Below are 16,731 nucleotides of genomic sequence, written 5' to 3' on the forward strand. Positions count from 1 at the left end.
CTATGCTCCACGCTGACGTCGTGGGGCAGGATCCATCGCAAGGAGCACAGGTGCGCGGCGCGCAGGGCGAGGTCACGGACGGCGCGGTCCGCTCGGTGCCGACCAACGGGCCCCTGCGGTGGCCGGTCGTCGCCGTGGCGTTCGTCGCCGTGTCGGCTGCACTCTCGACGTTGCTGGCACTGACGAACGTCTACCGGGACGGGCCCCTGCCCGCGCCCTTCCTGCAGGGTCCGGGCTGGCTGGACGGGTGGTTCCAGGGCGACTCCGCCTGGTACTGGTCCATCGCCAGCACCGGGTACTCCTACGTGCCCGGGTCGCAGTCGTCGATCGCCTTCTTCCCGGTGTACCCGCTGGGCGTGCGCGGTCTGGGCGGCGTCCTGGACGACGTCCAGCTGGCGGGCTCGCTGCTCGGCGTGCTGGCGGGGCTCGCGGCGGTGCTCCTCTTCGCCCGCTGGGTGTGGACGCGGCTGCCGCGTCGGTCGGCCGTGCTCGCCATCGCGGTCCTGCTGGTCTACCCGTACTCGTTCTTCCTCTACGGCGCCATGTATGCCGACTCGCTGTTCCTGCTCTGCGCGATCAGCGCGTTCGTCCTGCTCGAGCGGCGCTGGTACCTCGCCGCGGGCCTGGTCGGGGCCCTGGCGACCGCCGGGCGGCCGGTCGGGATCGCCGTCGCCGTCGGGCTCGTCGTGCGCACGCTCGAGATGCTCGCGGAGTCCCGCCGCGCGTCGGCCGCCGCCCGCACCGAGGCCACCGAGGCCAGCGAGGGCACCGAGGGTGCTGGACCAGCCGACGCCGCGGTCGCGACCGTCGGGTGGCGTGACCTGGTCTCCGCGGTCCGGGACGTGCGTCTGCGTCACCTCGGTGTGCTCACCGCGGTGCTCGGCATCGTCGCGTGGTGCGTCTACCTCGGGCTGGCGTTCGGGCACCCGCTCGCGTGGATCGAGGTCGAGGCGGCGCCCGGCTGGAACCAGGGTGTGGGCCCGAAGACGTGGTTCAAGCTCGTGTACGCCGGCACCCTCATCAAGGGCCCGTACGACGTCGCCGCCATCCTCACGCTGCAGGCGCTGGCGTGCCTGTGCGCGGTGCTCCTGCTGCGCCGCGTCTGGCGGCTCTTCGGGTGGGGCTACCTCGCGTTCGCGGCGGTCGTGCTCCTCATCCCGCTGGTCGGCACCAAGGACTTCATGGGCACCGGGCGCTACGTGCTCGTCGCCTTCCCGGTGGTCGCCGCGGCCGGTGACTTCCTCGCCGGGGTCCGGCACCGCTGGGTCCGCGTCGCCGTGCTGTGCGTGTGCGCGGCGCTGCTGTTCTTCCTCACCTACCTCTACGGCAGATCGGTACCGGTCTCGTGACGGTCGTCCCCCACGCACCCGAGCCCTTCGAGAAGCTCTCGATCTTCTTCCCGATGTGGAACGAGGAGCAGTACATCCACCGCGCCGTCGGCGCCGCCCGCACCGTGTGCGACGACCTCGTGGCGGAGGGTCGGATCCTCGACTACGAGCTCATCGTGGTCGACGACGCCTCGACCGACGCGACCCCTGAGCTCGCCGACGCGATGGCGGCCGCGGACCCGCACGTCCGCGTCGTGCACCACGACGTCAACCGCAAGCTCGGCGGCTCCCTGAAGACGGGGTTCGCGGCGGCGACCGGTGACGTGGTCCTCTACACCGACGCCGACCTGCCGTTCGAGATGACGGAGGTGGCCCGCGCGCTGCGCGTGCTGCAGATGTACGAGGTCGACCTGGTCAGCGCCTACCGCCTCGACCGCACGGGCGAGGGGCCGCGGCGCGCGATCTACTCGTTCTTCTACAACGGGATGGTCCAGCTCGCGTTCGGCACCCGGATCCGGGACATCAACTTCGCCTTCAAGCTGTGCCGGCGCCGCGTCCTGGACCACGTCACGCTCAAGAGCGAGGGCTCGTTCATCGACGCCGAGCTCGTGATCCGGGCGCAGCGGTCGGGGTTCCAGATCCTGCAGATCGGCGTCGACTACTTCCCCCGCACCCGAGGCGTCTCGACGCTGTCCTCGTTCGGTGTCATCCGGACGATGGTGGGGGAGATGCTCCGGCTGCGCAGCGAGCTCAAGCACGTCGTCCCGGTGGCCGGGTCGTCGGTCCCGTCGTGACGCGGCTGCTCATCGTCACGGCCGACGACCTCGGGCTGACCCGTGGCGTCAACGCGGCGGTGCGGCGGGCCCACGAGGCCGGCATCGTGACGGCGACGTCGCTGCTCGCCGTCGGCCGCGAGTTCGACGACGCGGCGGCGATGCTGCGCGACCTGCCGACCCTCGAGCTGGGCGCGCACCTCGCCCTCGTCGGGGAGGACCCGCCGCTGCTGTCGGCGCGGGAGATCCCGACGCTCGTCGACGCCCGGGGTGCGCTCCCGCTGAGCTACCGCACGGTCGTCCGGCGCGGCCTCGCAGGTCGCCTCGACCCCGACGACGTGCGCCGCGAGCTCCATGCCCAGCTGGAGCGCGTCCTCGGCGTCGGGGTGCCGGTCACGCACGTCGACACCCACCAGCACACCCACCTGTGGCCGACGGTCGCGAGGGTCGTCGCCGAGCTGGCGCGGGAGGCCGGGGTGCCCGCCGTCCGGCTGCCCGGCAGCCACTCCCACGCGCCCGTCGGGCTGGGCGTCCGGCTCCTGTCCCGCCGCACGCGGTCGGCGCTGCGGACGGCCGGGCGCGCCACGACGCAGGACTACGCGGGTCTCGACGAGGCCGGCCACCTGGACGCCGAGCGGTTCCGCACGACGCTGCAGGCCGCGGCACGCCGTGGGGCGCGGACCCTCGAGATCAACACCCACCCGGCGCAGGCCGGGGACGCCGACCTGCGCCGGTTCACGTGGGACTACCAGTGGGCCGACGAGCTGGCCATGCTGCTCGACCCGACGGTGCGCGACGAGATCGCCGCCGCCGGCTACACCCTGAGCGGGTTCGCCGCTCTGACCACCACGGACGGTGCCGCATGACGACGACCACGCGCCGCCGCCCCGACGCCGCGGGCCGCGCAGCCCTCGACCTGTACCGGTCTGCGCCCTGGGGCGTGCGGGCGCACGTGGCGGTCCGCTGGTTCAGCGCCCCGTTCCCCGCGATCGCCGCCGCCCTGCCCGCGGGTGGCCGGGTGCTGGAGATCGGCTGCGGCCACGGGCTGTTCAGCGCCTACGCCGCGCTGCTCGACCCGACGCGCCAGGTCCTCGGCGTGGACATCGACGCCGACAAGATCGCCGCCGCGCAGGTCGCCGCTCGCGCGGTCGAGCACCTTGAGCTCCGCGAGGCACCGGACGGCGCCGTGCCCGACGGGCCCTGGGACGTCGTCGTGTTCGTCGACATCCTCTACCTGCTGCCCGCCGACGAGCAGCGTCGCCTGCTCACCGAGGCCGTCCGGGCGCTGGCTCCGGGCGGACGCGTGGTGGTCAAGGAGATGGGCACCCGGCCGCGGTGGAAGGTGCGCTGGAACACGCTGCAGGAGACGTTGTCGGTCAAGATCCTGCGCATCACCGAGGGCTCCTCGTTCGACTTCGTCGACCCGGGCACCATGGGCGGCTGGCTGACGGAGCTCGGGCTCGAGGTCGAGCTGCGCCGGCTGGACGCCCGCCGGGTGCACCCGCACCACCTGCTCGTCGCCCGGCGCGCGGACGCGACCGCCTGACGACTACGGCGCGGGGACGTCGAGCCCCGGTGCACCGCGCTGCTGGAGCAGGACCTCGTTGAACGCGACGTGCCGCACCTCGGGCGGGTCCGGGGTCTCGTGGACGCTCACGACGACGACGCGGACCTGCGCGACGTCGGTGGCGTCGAGGTCGAACGCCTGCAGGTCCGGCGAGTCTGTCAGGTCGAACGTCTGGCACTGGTCCGCGCCGTCGCCCCAGCTGACGTCCACCCGGTGCGGCAGCTCCTGCGTCGCGCGGTCCGGGCTCGACTCGGGCATGCCGGCGCTGAACGCGATCCGGTCCACGGTCGTCGGCCCCGGCAGGGTCAGGACCAGCGCGTCCGTGCCGCCCGGTCGCCGGCACGTCGGTCCGGCGTCCGTCGGTGGGGTCCAGACGCCGGCCCAGGCACGGCCCGTCGTCCCGTCGACCGCGAACGACGGGTCGAACCCGGGTTCGGGTGGGGTCGCCGGGTCGGTCGTGGCCGTCACGCCGTCGATCGTGCTGTACCCGCGCGGATCGAGGGCGGTCACCTGCTCGACCACCTGCTTCTCGATCTGCGCGGTGCTGGGCAGGACGAACACCGCGGTGATGCCGAGGGCGGCCAGCAGGGCGGTGACCTCGGCGAGGTGCACCTGTGCGGACCGGGCCTGGTCGTAGCGGACGCGGACCCCGTTGTTCGCGGCCCGCATCCGGCGCCAGAACCCCCGACCACGGCGGAAGCCGCCGAGCCACCGCCGGTACCAGGGCTCGCGCGGCGGCTCCGGGTCGACGTCGGGGGTCGCCGTGCGCACCAGGGTGGCGCCGCACCGGCAGAAGCGGCGCGACACCGCGATCGCGCGTCCGCACGCCGGGCACCGGGTCGCGTCCTCGAAGCTCTGCCAGGCATCGGCCGGTGCGGGCTGGTCGGGTGGCGCCGTCCGGTCGTCCGCCGTGCCCGCGTACGCGCCGACGTCCGACGGGAGCACCGCGTCGAACGCGTTCGGCGGGGCGGGGGTGCCGGTGGGGTGGTCCGGGTCGGTCGGAGCCCGCGGTGCGATCCGCGCCTCGCCTGCGGCGACGCGCACCCCGATCGTGCGCTCCGGTGCCTCCCGGGCGGGCGTCCGCTCGGGAGGTCGCGTCGACGTCTCGGAGGGGGTCAGGACGACGGGGACCGGTCGCACGGTGGTCGGCGGGCGGCGGACCGGCGGCGCCGGGTCGGGCGCCGCGGCGGCGTCCGGTGCGGTCGTGGCGGCATGGGTGGTCGCCGCCGCCGGTGCGGAGGGCGGCACGCCGGGCGCCGGGCGACCGGGCGTCGACGCCGCCGGCCCCGGCGGTGGGACGACGGGGGCGGCACGACCGGGCGGCGGCGCGGTGCTCGTCGGCGGCGGGGCGACGGGGACGGCTCGACCGGCCGGCGGGGCAGCGGGCACCGGCGGTGGGACGGCGGGTGCGGGACGACCCGACGGCGCGGCCGGGACGGCGACCGGCGTGATCGGCGCGCGCGATCCCGGTCCGCCCGCCGCGCGCACCGTGATCGGCGCGGGCGCCCGAGGAGCGCCAGGAGCCACAGCGGGTGCACCCGGCACCGACGGCGGGGTGGGCAGCAGTGGCTGCCGTGCGCTCGGGGGCGGGGGAGGGGACGGGGCCGCGGACGCGGGTGGTGCCGGTGGTTCCGGGGACTCGTCGGTCGGCGGGTCGGCGTCGGGGGCGAGCGCCGGTGCGGGCGCCGCGGCGGGAGCGGTCGCCGACCAGCCGAGGTAGGTCCGGCACGTCTCGCACAGCAGAGTGCCGTCGGGGTTCTCGTGGTGGCACCGGGCGCAGACGATCATGACGCCTCCTCGACGGTCCGCAGCGACGCAGCGAGCTCCAGGTCGAGGTGGTACGGGTCGACCCCCGCAGCGGGGTCGCTGCCCAGCAGGTCCAGCTCCCCGGGGTCGGGCAGGCCGATCAGCAGCTCGACCGCGTCCACCTGGGTGCCCGCCGGGTCGATCGCCAGGACGAGCAGGGGGTCGCCGGGCGGGTCACCGGGTGACCCCGCGACGATCCCCAGCACGGCCCCCGCCACGACGGGCTCCTCGTCGTCGACCACCCACGCGACCGTGGACCCGCCCAGGAGCACGAGCGCACTGCCGTCGGGCGCACGCAGCTCGATCGCCCCCGCCGCGACCTGCGCCGGGGCCCGCCGGACCGTGCCTGCGGTCACCGCGAACACCGGGGCTGCGGGCGTCGCGAGGAGCGCAGCCATGAGCGGGTCGCTCGGGTGCGGTCGGGGAAGTGCGCCGCCCGGGACCGGCTGGAAGCGTCGGCCGACCACGACCGGGTCGACGGCCGCCGCGGTCGACCCGGTCCGGTGCGAGCCGGCGAGCAGGTCGGCCTCCGACGACCGGTCCGGCCCCGGACGGGCGCGTGAGACCGGGCGCACCTGAGCGGGCGGAGGTCCGAGGTCGCTCCGAGGCGTGGGCGACGGCCCGTCAGGGGCCGGACGGGGTGGCGGGGACGGGCGCGGCTCCGGAGCGGGGCGGGGCGGCGGGCTCGGCGCCGGACGGTCGGATCGGTGCTCCGGGTCAGCCAGGGGCGGCCGGCTCGTCGTCGCCCTCTCGCGCGGGGGGACCGGCTCGCGGATCGGCGTCGTCGGACCGGCCTGGAACTGCACGTCTGCAGGCGCCAGGAGGTCCGCGAGCTCGTCGTCGAGCGCAGGGTCGGGCGCGTCGGCGGACCCGCCCCCAGGTTCCGTGACCGTACGACCCCACCCCCCGTGACATCGGACGTCGGATTTACACCCTTTCGGATGAATCGCCCGACGGCTAGGGTCAGCGTACGCGACGGTCTTGCGGGGGCAGAGTGACGACGTCGAGCCAGGTGTGCTGTGTCGGGGGCTGAGAGGCACCCGACCGTCCTGCGCTCGCGCACCCGGCGCCCGGCGCCCCGCGGGCTGCCTCGGGACCGGCTGCTGGACCCCGTGGTGGGTCCGTCCGCGAAGCCGCTGGTCAGCGTCGTGGCCGCCGCCGGGTGCGGCAAGACGACGTTCCTCTCGCACGTCGCGGCGCGGGCGACGGCCCCGGTCGGGTGGCTCACGCTCGACGGCGCGCTGGGGAGCACCACGGCCGTGCTCGCGCACCTGCAGCTGGCGTGCGCGGACCTCGTCCCGTCGCTGGCCGAGCGCGCGCCGTGGGAGTCGACCGAGGACGCGCTCGCCACCCTGGAGCAGGTGCTCGACGGCCCCGCGCTGCTGGTCCTCGACGAGCTGCAGTCGATCGACGGGACGCCGGCCGCCCGCGTCGTCGAGGGGCTGCTCCAGCACCAGCCGGTGCACCTGCGCGTCGCCCTGGGATCGCGCACCGTGACGTCGACCGCCCTGACGCGTCACCTCGCGGGGACGGCGACCGTGCTGGGCGCCGAGGACCTGCGGTTCCGGACGTGGGAGGTGGAGGAGCTGTTCCGCACGTGTCACGGGACCCGGCTGCGCGCGGACGAGGTCGCGGACCTGGCACACCGCACCGGCGGCTGGGCGGCCGGGCTCGAGCTCTTCCACCTGGCGACGCACGGACGACCACCGTCGAGCCGCGCCCGCCTGCTGGGTGCCGGCGGCGGTCAGCTGTCGAGCGACTACCTCGCGCGGCACGTCCTCGACCAGGTGCCGGCACCGCTGCGGGATTTCCTCGTGCGGACCGCCGTGCTGGCGACGCTCACCGCGGCACGGTGCGACGACCTGCTGGGCAGCACGGACGCCGCCGCCCTGCTCGAGCAGGCGCACCGCCTCGGCCTGCTGAACGCCGTGGCCGACGCGGAGTCCACCGTCTACTGCTGCCACGAGGTGATGCGGGCCCACCTGCTCGACGTGCTCGTCGGCCGGGACGGCGGCGCCCGCGCCCGCGAGCTGCACCAGCGGGGTGCGCAGCTCGCGCTGCGGGAGGGTGACTTCGACGCGGCGCTGCGCTCGTCGTGCCGCGCGCACGACTGGGACGCCGCGCAACGGGTGCTCGCCATCGGCGGGGGCGAGCTGGCGGAGCGGCCGGGCTCGTGGATCGACGAGCTGCCCGCCTCGATCCGGGACACCGACCCGTGGGTCGCGCTCGCGCTCGCACGCCGGCTCGTCGTGGACGGCGCGCTCGAGGAGGCGCTCGAGGCGTACCGGCTGGCGGGCGCCCGCGTGGAGACGGCGACGGGGAGGGCGCTGGCCGCGCACGAGCTGCGCATGGTGCAGAGCTGGCTGAACCCGCCGCTGGGCGTCGTCTCCGACTGGGTGGCGCTGACCCGGGACGCGTTCGTCGCCCCGCGTCGCCAGCTCGCCGAGCCGCGCCCCGCGGACGCCCCTCGGCGTCTCGCCCGCGCGGTGGCACAGCTGACCGCGGGGGACCTGGCGGTCGCGGCGCGGGAGTTCTCCGCCGTCTCCGAGCAGCCGACCCTGCCCTCGGCCCTCGAGGCGGTCGCGCTGCTGGGCGAGGCCGTGAGCCTGTCGTTGTCGTTCCGCCCGGAGGCCGCCGAGAGCCGGGAGCGCGCTGCCGTCGCGGCGAAGATGCTCGGCGCCCCCGCCCTGGAACGGATCGCCGACGGGCTCGACCTCGCGTGCCGGCCCGAGACCGCACGGGAGGCCCTGAGCCACCTGCGGGACCGGTGCGCCGCGATCGGCGACCGGTGGGGTGCGGCGCTGCTCGGCCTGTTCGGGGCCGTGGCCGGGCTGCCCACCGGGATGCTCACCGCCGACGAGCACCGCGCCCTCGCGTCCGAGCTGACCGCGCTCGGGGCGCCCGCGCTGGCCACGTGGTGCTCCACGATGGCCGCGGTCGAGGACGCGCGCACGGGGATCAGGGACCGAGGGACGGCAGCCGCCGTGGAGAAGGCCGCCGCCGGCGTCGGCCCGCTCCCGCACGCGCTGGCGCTGCTGGCCGCGGGGACTGCCCAGGGGCGGGTACGCGCAGCGCGGCTGGCCCGCAGCAGCGGGGCGACCACCTGGACGGCCCTCGTCCTGCGCGGGCTGCGCGCGACGCCCGGGACCGCGACGGCCGAGGCGCCGCCCGCGCTCGAGGTCCGCTGCATCGGCGGCTTCAGCGTGCTGCGGGACGGCATGCCGGTCACGCTCGACGCGCTGCGCCCCCAGCACCAGGCGCTGCTGCGGGCGCTCGCCCTGCACGCGCCGCTGCCCGTGCACCGCGAGCGGCTCCTGGAGTGGTTCTGGGAGGGACGTGACCCGGAACGGGCGCAGCACAGCCTCCAGGTCGCGATCAGCGCGCTGCGCGGTCTGCTCGACCGACCGACCGCGACCCCGGCGACGTCGGTGGTGCGCCGCACCGGTGGCGGCTACGCCCTGCACCTGGGTGCGGCGGACCGGCACGACGTGCGCCGCGTCGAACGGCTCCTCGCCGCGGGACGGTCCGCGCTCGAGCGCGGGGACGTCGACGGCGGTCGGCGCAGCCTCGCCGCGGGGGTGCGGGAGCTCACGGCGGACGTCCTGCCCGACGACGGTCCCGCCGAGTGGGTCACCGGCGAGCGGGACGAGGTGCGCGGGTCCGTCGTGCGGGCGTGCCAGTCGCTCGCCGACCTGTGCTCCGCGGCGGGCGACGCCCCGGCGGCCATCCAGGTCACCCGCCACGCGCTCGCGCTCGACCGCTACCAGGACGGCCTCTGGGTGCGGCTGGTCGACGCGCTCACGGCGGACGGGCAGCCGGCCGCGGCTGCCGCGGCGCGCCGGGAGTACGCGCAGGTCCTCGCGGAGCTGGACGTCCCGGTGCCGGTCCTGACGCACGTCCAGCTGCCCGTCAGGGTGCTCGCCGGACCGCTGCCGGCACGTGCGCGGGTCTGACGTCGTCCACGACGAACCGCACGAGGTCGAGCACGGCGTCGGGGTCCGGCTCGTCGTCGGCGATCCGCACGTCGACCTCGAGCAGCGGGGACGACCGGCCCGGGAACGCCCCCTGCGGTCGCTTGCTCCAGGCCACCCCGCCCGAGTCGCGCACGTCCGGGTCCAGGCCGGTGCACGCGCGGACCGCAGCGGTCACCCCGTCGAGCGTGCCCCGGCCCAGCACGGCCCGGCGCAGGTCACCGAGGTGGGAGCGCAGGTGCTCCGCGTCCCGGCGCGCCGCGATCGCCGGCGAGAGCCACGACGCGACCCACCGGACGAAGTCGTCGGGGGCGTACCGCGGGTCGAGGTAGGCGTCGAGGTCGTCCAGGGTGGCCCCCACGGACCCGATGACGTCGTCGAACGCGGCGATCAGCCCCGACGTGAAGTCGCTGCCGAGGAACGCCTCCGGCAGCCCCTCCACCAGCGACGTCGCCGGCGGCACCAGGCCCCCCGACGCGCCCCTCACCCGGCACCGCCCTGGACCACGATGCTGTGCTCGACGCTCAGCACCACGTGCGTGTCGCCCAGGTCGACCCGGTCCTGCGGGGCCGAGATCGACCGGTCGAGCGGGTTCGCCCGGAACAGGACGACGTCCTCGACGTAGTCCAGCCCGGCGACCCGGCCCAGCACACCGTGCACCTCACCCGGCTGCACGGGCCGGCCCAGGGGCCACCCGGTCCCGTCGGGGCCCCCGGCGAGCGGGTGGAAGTACCGGTAGAGCGCCGCGAGCGCGTCCCGCTCCACCTGCGAGGGGTCCGCCTCCGGACGGGCGCGGACCCGGGCGTCGACCCGGATCCCCACGTAGCTGGGGGGCTCGACGCTCAGCCGGACGCCGACGACGCGCGTCACGTCCAGCGCGCCGAGGACCCGCTCGCGGGCGCCGTCCGGCAGCTGCAGGTCCCGCAGGGAGATGCGGCCGTCCTGGCCGGGGGCACCCGGGATCGCCAGGATGCGCACCGACCCGGCGTCGGGGCCGTCCGTGACCGGCACGCAGTGCACGCGCGCCAGCTCGGGGGCGGCCTCGTGCACGACGGCGACGTAGTCCTCGACGGTCACCGCCCGCCCGCGGCCGCGCAGCTCCAGCGGTCCGCGCGTCCGCGCGTTGTCGACGTCCTCCCCGTCCACCCCACCGGCTGCGGCGCGGCGGTTGTAGACGGCGGCGACGTAGGGGATCGACGAGCGCAGCACCGAGACGGTGCGGGCGGCGACGTTCCCGCGGGCACCCCCACCCGTGCGGTAGCCACGCACCCGCAGCGCGGCCCCGCGTGCGGGGATCGCCCCGAACCGCCGCTCCGAGCCGTCCTCGAGCCGCACGGACGGCCCGAACCGGATCTCGCCGGTGGTCGGGTCGACCACGACGTGCCGGTCCGTCGGTGCGCTCGCCCCGAAGTCCTCGACCGCGGTCCACTCCTCCCAGGTCGGGGGTCCGATGCCGTCCTCCGGCGGGACGCCGACCTCGAGCACCAGAGGGTCCTCGCGGTCCACGACGACCGGCGCGTAGGCGAGGTGCAGGACCTGTCCCGCGGTGCCGTCGGAGATGCCCAGGGCCTCGTCGTGGACCTGCTCGGCGTTGGTCGCCTCGACGTCGCCACCGATCGTGGCGGCCGTCACGGAGACCAGCAGCGGCGACGAGCGGTACTGCCGGGGGGCCTTCACCACGCGGCACCGGATCCACGCGGCCTCGACACCGGCGACCACCGACTCGTCGTGCCCGTCGGGGACGTGCAGCTCGATCGCCCCCGAGACGTTCAGGCCGAGCGTGTCGTCGCGCTCGACCTCGCACGGCTCCCACCCCGACGGCGTCCACGCCTCCCAGACGAGCGGCGGCCGGCGCGGGTCGATGCCGTAGCCGCCGAGCGAGCAGACCGCCTGGACCAGCAGCAGCGACGACCGCGCCGGCTGGTCCAGCCCCAGGTACAGCGCGTCGTCGACCACGGGCGTCGGGCTGAACGCGGGGAACCCGTCGCCGAGCCCGAGCACACCGGTGCGGTCCGCGCTGTCCCCGTCGGCACTGATCGTCAGGACGGTCCGCGACGCCGCCGGGGGGATGTCCAGCCCGTGCAGCGTGCTGAACCCGAGCGACTCCTGCGAGACGGACCGGCGCGTGGACACCACCGTCCCCGCGGGGATGTGCACGACGTCGTCGTGGTGCGAGGACAGCCGGAACGAGATCTCCGTGCGGGCCGCGTGCGGCGGGAACAGGCGCACGCCGACGAGCTCGAGGAACTTCACGTACAGGCGGTCGGGGACCCGGTTCACCCGGTACAGCAGGATGTCCGTCATCCACGCGAAGGTCTCGATGAGCGTGATGCCCGGGTCGGAGACGTTGTGGTTGGTCCACTCCGGGCACCGCAGCTGCAGGTTCCTCTTCGCCTCGTCGACGAGCTCCTGGAACGTGCGGTCGTCCAGGCGGGGCGTGGGCAGCGTCATGCGCGCACCTCGGACCGGTCGGCGGGGATCACGTAGAACGGGAAGACGAGGTTGCGGCGGTCGTTGGTGGACCGCACGGTGTAGCCGATGTCGATCCAGAGCGTCGACGGGTCCTCGGCGTCCGTCGTGATGTCGACCTGCTCGACGGTCACGCGCGGCTCCCACCGGGCCAGCGCGCTCTGCACCTCGGCGGCGATCAGGCCCGCGGTCGTGGCGTCGCCCGACGCGAACACGAACTGACGCAGCCGCGCGCCGAACTCCGGCCGCATGGGGCGTTCGCCGGGGTTCGTGGCGAGCACCAGGTACATCGCCTGCTCGAGCTCGGTGGTGCCGCGCACGAGAGCCACCGCACCGGTCTGGTCGGTGGTCAGCGGCCAGTGCCAGCCGGCACCGACGAAGCTGTTCGCGTCGCTCATCGCTCGTCCTCCCTCATGACCCGACCAGGACGGTCGCCCCGGTGCCGACGACCGCCGCCGTGGGAGCGATGCAGGCCGTGACGGTGCACCCCGTGTACGCGGCGGCCTTCCCGTCGAACTGCACGGTGCTGCTGCCGACCACGACCTTGGCCTCCTGCGTGGTGGGCACGAGCTTCGGGTCGCTCGGGTGCAGGCCGACGTGCGGCGGCACGTTGTAGCCGCTGCTGTCCTTGACCGCGGCCGGCTTGCCCCCGATGAGGACGGTCGTGGACAGGCCCATGGTCAGCGGCGCGGAGACCGGCAACGGTGCGGGCGCGGGCATCGGGGCGCCCACGGGGGACGGGACCAGGTGCCCGACGCACATCCCCATCACCTTGTCGCCCATGACGACTGCTGGTGCACCCACGACTGCCCCTCCTTCGGCCTAGTTGAGCTTGATCGTCGAACCCTTGATGGTGACCGTGCTGCTGCTCTCGAGCGTCAGGCCCGACGAGCCCTTGATCGTCGCGGAGCCCTGCGCCTCGACCTTGAGGTCGCCCTGCGTGGTGACCTCGGCGTTGCCCTTCGCGTCGACCTTCACGTCGCCCTCGGTGGTGATGACGATCGAGCCGTCCGAGGTGGCCAGGACGACGCTCGCCTTGTCGTCCCCCGTGCGCAGCTCCAGGGTCTCGGCACCCGCCTTGTCGGACATGAGCAGCTCGTGGCCGCTGCGGCTGCGCCACACCCGGGTGGCGACCGACCCGTCGGACCCCACGGCGTCGTCCTTGGGCGGGGCGTCGACCCCGTTGTAGAGACCACCGAGCACATAGGGACGCCGGCTGTCGCCGTGCTCGAAGCCGACGAGCACCTCGTCGTCGACCTCGGGCAGCAGCTGCAGCCCGCGGTCCGCGCCCGCGCCGAGCTGCAACACCCGGACCCAGTCCGTCTCGTAGTCCTCGTCCAGCCACGGGAACCGCACCTTGACGCGGCACCGGCTCTCCGGGTCGGCCGCGTTGGTCACCAGGGCGACGACCAGCCCGCCCGGGCCGGCGCGGTGCCGGCCCGCACCGCGCACGAGCCCGAGCACCGAGCGGTCGTGCGAGCCGCTCGCCGTGAAGTGGGTGCGGTAGCTGCGGTCGTCCCAGACGTGCTTGGCCCGGGTCAGCGTGACCTTGCCGTCGAACCTGCCCCCCGTCTGGCCGAGGCTCACCGCGGCGCCCGCGACCAGGTGCGGGTCACCGTCGGCGACCCCCTCGGCGAAGACCTGCGTGCTGCCCAGGTGCTCGGCACGCGCGGCGGCCACCGCGTCGCACTCCGCCTGCTGGCCGAGGGGCAGGTCCACGGTGACCCCCCGCGGGCTGCCGAACAGCCCCGCGACCGACGCGGGGGTGTCCCGCAGGCTCGCGGTCCCGGTGCGCGCGTCCGTGGTGGCGACGAGCGCCTGCTTGGTCGACGTGTCCCAGCCGCGGACCTCCACCTGGGAGACCTGCTGGGCGGCCGTGACGCGGACGGTCAGGCGCTGCAGGTTCTTGCCGGGCACCAGCTGCAGCCGGTCGGCGGAGTCGTAGGCGCCGGGAGCGGGGGCCTCCGAGGCCGGCGTAGGCGGCCGGAAGTGCAGCGTCGAGCCGGACACCACGACGACGCAGCCGACCTCCCGGCCGCGGCGCTCGAGGAACTCGATGTGGGTCTCGTTCACCTGCGAGACGTGCTCGTGCAGCACGGAGGTCGTCGCGACCTCGCCCGCGGTCAGCCCGACGTCGCGGGCGATCTGCTGGGCGATGTCGCCGTCGGTCATGTTCTGGAAGCTGGTGGTGTGCAGCCCGTTGTACAGGCCGTAGGACCGGTCGTAGGCCGTCACCGTCGTGTAGCCGCCGCGGTCGTCGTAGTCGAACCCGATGGCGTAGACGACGCCGTCGAAGAGCGTGTCGCCCGAGTTCTCGCCCACGCGGCCGGCCGTGATCGTCAGCGTGGCGGCCAGGTCCAGGGCGCTGTCCGCCAGCAGCTGCCGCGCGGGGTCGTCGATCACGAGCCGGCACGAGTCGGGGCCGTCCGCGTCGGTGTCGACCACCGTCGAGCGCAGCGCGGCCGCGATCCGCTCGGACAGCTCGGCGCCGCCCACCTTGACCACCGGCCGCGCGCCGACGCTCGTGGCGGCCGGGCTCATCGTGCACCCGCCGCGAGCTCGGAGACGTCCGGCAGCAGCAGCTCGCGGCCGGGCCGCAACCGGGTCGGGTCGTCGATGCCGTTGAGCTCCGCGATCGCCCGCCACGCCCCCGCGTCGCCGAACGTGCTGTGCGCGACCGAGTGCAGGCTCTCCTCGCGGCGCAGGACGTGCCGGCGGCGCGACGACTCGGACCCCGACGTCGGGTTGGTGCCCTTGGGCTCCTCGGCCGCCGACTTCAGCGTCAGGTCGATGGTGGCGCGCAGCGGCAGGCCGTTGCGGTCGAACATCTCGCAGGTGACCTTGAGGTTCTCCAGGTAGCCGACGAGGGTCGTCTCCTTGTTGATCGACAGGACCCCCCACGTGAAGATCAGCTTGGGCGGCCCGCTGCCCGGCTGGGACACGTCGGCGACCGTCGTCCACGAGACCAGCTGGTCGATCTCCGGCTGGATCCCGGTGGTGCCGCCCTTGCCCACCTTGTCGAGGAACACCTGCAGCGTCATCGACGTCGGACCTGCGCCGGTGAACTGCACGGGAGGGTCGTTCGCCTGCGTCGGGCTGCGGTTGTACTGGACGGCCCGCGTGAAGCTGATCGTCGTCGGGTTGAAGTGGAAGACGAGCTTCTTGCTGGTGTCGTCCTTCTCGGCGAGCACCGCCAGGGCCCGCTCGGCGCCGGTCACGACTCCTTCCATCCGTCGTGGGCGAACTCGAACACCTCGGTCGCCACCTTGCCGCCCTCGGCCGCGAAGCTCGGACCCTTGTAGCTGACCGGCCAGACGCCCTCGAACTCCCACGTGATGACCGTCGCGCGGTTGTCGTTCATCGCCATGATCGCCGCGGTGTGCGCCTTGGTCGCCTGGCCCTTGGCGACCTCCCGGAACCACTCGCCGAGCGCGCGCGTCCGCATCTCCACGGGGCGGGTCAGCTTGATCGTGCCGTACGACAGGCGGCCGGGCAGACGGTGCACGAACCCGTTCTCGCCGCCCTCGGCGTACGTCTTGACCTCGTACTGGGCGCTCAGACCGTCGATCGCCGTGAACGAGCCGATGTCGTGCCCGTCGATCGTCACGTCGAACCGCATGGTGTTGACGGGGTTGGTGTCGTTGGCCATCGCAGTCACCTCCTCAGGCGTCCGGCCACGTGCCGCGACGCTCACGCTCGAGCATCAGGTCGGTCCGCAGGCGCAGCTCCAGGCGTTCCCAGAGCTCGTCCGCGAGAGCGCCCAGGTCCTGCGCCGGTGCCGCGGCCGGCCCCGCCGCCACGACCTCGGCGGGTTGCTGCTCGCGCTGCTGCTCGGGTGCCCGCTCGGCCAGGGCGGTCGCGGCCCGGGCGACCGCCGACGCCGGTCCCGGTCCCGGCGCCTGCCCCGGCGCCGCGAACCGGACCTCCGTCGGGTCGACCCGGCGCGCGATCCCCTCCGCGACGGCGACGGCGCCGGCGTCGAACGGGTCGGGCGCGGTGTCGTGCGGGGCCTCGCCCGGGATCTCGTCCGCGACGAGCCGTCCCACGATGCCGGCCGCGGTCGAGCGTGCGGGAGCGCCCGGCTCCGACGACGCGGGAGGCCAGCCGAGACCACGGGGCACCGCAGACCGGCCCGGGGTGTCCGGCGTGGTGCGTCGTGCCGTGACCGGTGCACCGTGCGCCACCGCGAGCGTCCGTGCGGTGGGTGCGCCGGGCTCGGACCGCGCCTCGGTCGTCGGGAGCCGTCGGACGTCCGGCGTCGCCGGCGTGCTCGCGGTCGCGGGGCGAGGCGCCTCCGGCACTCCCGGGCCGGTTCCGTCGGCAGCGGGTCGCGACGAGGGCGCGACGATCGCGGCGGTCGACGCGTGGGTCGCGCGGTGGTTGTCGGGCGCCGCAGCGCGCGACAGCACGGCGCCAGGTGTCACTGGTCCAGTGGACGCGGTGGGCACGGACCGGGGGAGGATGCCGTCGGGACCGGGACGAGGCCTCGCGGGGACGACGGAACGCGTCACCGGCGTCGTCGGGTGCGGCGCCCCGGGGGTGGGGGCTGTCGACCGGGCGACCGACGTCGGTGGGAGTGCCGCCGCGGACCCGGGCCGCACGGCCTCGACGGTGCGTCGGACGGGGACGGACGAGGGCGTGATCGGGCCTGCGACGAGGCGGCGGACCGGGGTGACCGGGCGGGATCGGGGCAGGTCTGCGTCACCCGGGGACACCGCCCGGGCCACCAGCGGGTCGTCCGGGGACGCCGGTGCGGCGCCGGAGGTGGGGGTCGCGGAGCGTGCGACCGCGGACGGTGACGCGGCGGGTGGCACGAC

General features: G+C 75.2%; 15 protein-coding genes. 5 read left to right on the plus strand and 10 right to left on the minus strand.

What is annotated here, in order from left to right; all coding sequences use genetic code 11:
• The first annotated feature begins 50 nt into the window (after positions 1–50).
• Genes CXY01_RS01570 through CXY01_RS01585 form a run of 4 tightly spaced genes read left to right on the plus strand, consistent with a single transcriptional unit; the run spans position 51 to position 3,647 of the window.
• Positions 51–1,349, plus strand: a complete 1,299-nt coding sequence (locus tag CXY01_RS01570; RefSeq protein ID WP_146925298.1) for a putative hexosyltransferase — start codon at positions 51–53, stop codon at positions 1,347–1,349.
• Positions 1,346–2,122, plus strand: a complete 777-nt coding sequence (locus CXY01_RS01575; protein WP_246124927.1) for a glycosyltransferase family 2 protein — start codon at positions 1,346–1,348, stop codon at positions 2,120–2,122. The genes CXY01_RS01570 and CXY01_RS01575 overlap by 4 nt, the downstream gene beginning before the upstream one ends.
• Entirely contained in the window at positions 2,119–2,967 is an 849-nt protein-coding gene (locus CXY01_RS01580; RefSeq protein WP_146925299.1) for a ChbG/HpnK family deacetylase, read from the plus strand. Before CXY01_RS01575 ends, CXY01_RS01580 begins: the two co-directional genes overlap by 4 nt.
• Positions 2,964–3,647, plus strand: coding sequence for a class I SAM-dependent methyltransferase (locus CXY01_RS01585; RefSeq protein WP_146925300.1), 684 nt, complete (start codon positions 2,964–2,966; stop codon positions 3,645–3,647). The genes CXY01_RS01580 and CXY01_RS01585 overlap by 4 nt, the downstream gene beginning before the upstream one ends.
• Positions 3,648–3,650: 3 nt before the next feature.
• On the opposite strand, the gene CXY01_RS21285 is transcribed toward CXY01_RS01585, so the two are convergent.
• Positions 3,651–5,456, minus strand: a complete 1,806-nt coding sequence (locus tag CXY01_RS21285) for a hypothetical protein (protein ID WP_146925301.1) — start codon at positions 5,454–5,456, stop codon at positions 3,651–3,653.
• On the minus strand, positions 5,453–6,049 hold the full coding sequence (locus CXY01_RS01595) for a hypothetical protein (RefSeq protein ID WP_146925302.1): 597 nt from the start codon (positions 6,047–6,049) through the stop codon (positions 5,453–5,455). The genes CXY01_RS21285 and CXY01_RS01595 overlap by 4 nt, the downstream gene beginning before the upstream one ends.
• Before the next feature lie 444 nt (positions 6,050–6,493).
• Here CXY01_RS01595 and CXY01_RS01600 point away from each other — a divergent pair, with 444 nt between their 5' ends.
• Positions 6,494–9,427, plus strand: a complete 2,934-nt coding sequence (locus tag CXY01_RS01600; protein ID WP_146925303.1) for an AfsR/SARP family transcriptional regulator — start codon at positions 6,494–6,496, stop codon at positions 9,425–9,427.
• Here the strand turns inward: CXY01_RS01600 and CXY01_RS01605 are convergent.
• The 8 genes from CXY01_RS01605 to CXY01_RS01640 are packed head-to-tail and all read right to left on the minus strand — an operon-like array spanning position 9,384 to position 16,338.
• Positions 9,384–9,932: a phage tail protein gene (locus tag CXY01_RS01605; RefSeq protein ID WP_146925304.1), complete on the minus strand. Its 549-nt coding sequence runs from the start codon at positions 9,930–9,932 to the stop codon at positions 9,384–9,386. The genes CXY01_RS01600 and CXY01_RS01605 overlap by 44 nt on opposite strands.
• The gene (locus CXY01_RS01610) at positions 9,929–11,896 is read right to left on the minus strand and encodes a putative baseplate assembly protein (RefSeq protein WP_146925305.1); all 1,968 of its coding nucleotides are present in this window, start codon (positions 11,894–11,896) and stop codon (positions 9,929–9,931) included. Before CXY01_RS01610 ends, CXY01_RS01605 begins: the two co-directional genes overlap by 4 nt.
• Positions 11,893–12,312 carry a GPW/gp25 family protein gene (locus CXY01_RS01615; protein ID WP_146925306.1) on the minus strand — a complete coding sequence of 140 codons (420 nt, stop codon included), beginning with the start codon at positions 12,310–12,312 and terminating at the stop codon, positions 11,893–11,895. Before CXY01_RS01615 ends, CXY01_RS01610 begins: the two co-directional genes overlap by 4 nt.
• 13 nt (positions 12,313–12,325) lie before the next feature.
• Complete coding sequence (locus CXY01_RS01620) at positions 12,326–12,718, minus strand: PAAR domain-containing protein (RefSeq protein WP_146925307.1); 393 nt, start codon at positions 12,716–12,718, stop codon at positions 12,326–12,328.
• A gap of 18 nt (positions 12,719–12,736) precedes the next feature.
• On the minus strand, positions 12,737–14,455 hold the full coding sequence (locus CXY01_RS01625; RefSeq protein WP_146925308.1) for a VgrG-related protein: 1,719 nt from the start codon (positions 14,453–14,455) through the stop codon (positions 12,737–12,739).
• Positions 14,452–15,132 carry a CIS tube protein gene (locus CXY01_RS01630; protein WP_146925309.1) on the minus strand — a complete coding sequence of 227 codons (681 nt, stop codon included), beginning with the start codon at positions 15,130–15,132 and terminating at the stop codon, positions 14,452–14,454. Before CXY01_RS01630 ends, CXY01_RS01625 begins: the two co-directional genes overlap by 4 nt.
• On the minus strand, positions 15,129–15,563 hold the full coding sequence (locus tag CXY01_RS01635; RefSeq protein ID WP_146925310.1) for a phage tail protein: 435 nt from the start codon (positions 15,561–15,563) through the stop codon (positions 15,129–15,131). Before CXY01_RS01635 ends, CXY01_RS01630 begins: the two co-directional genes overlap by 4 nt.
• 13 nt (positions 15,564–15,576) lie before the next feature.
• The gene (locus CXY01_RS01640; RefSeq protein WP_146925311.1) at positions 15,577–16,338 is read right to left on the minus strand and encodes a hypothetical protein; all 762 of its coding nucleotides are present in this window, start codon (positions 16,336–16,338) and stop codon (positions 15,577–15,579) included.
• Positions 16,339–16,731: the final 393 nt, after the last annotated feature.

Origin of the sequence: Cellulomonas xylanilytica, from assembly GCF_007989805.1 — a bacterium.
Classification (GTDB): Bacteria; Actinomycetota; Actinomycetes; order Actinomycetales; family Cellulomonadaceae; genus Cellulomonas; species Cellulomonas xylanilytica.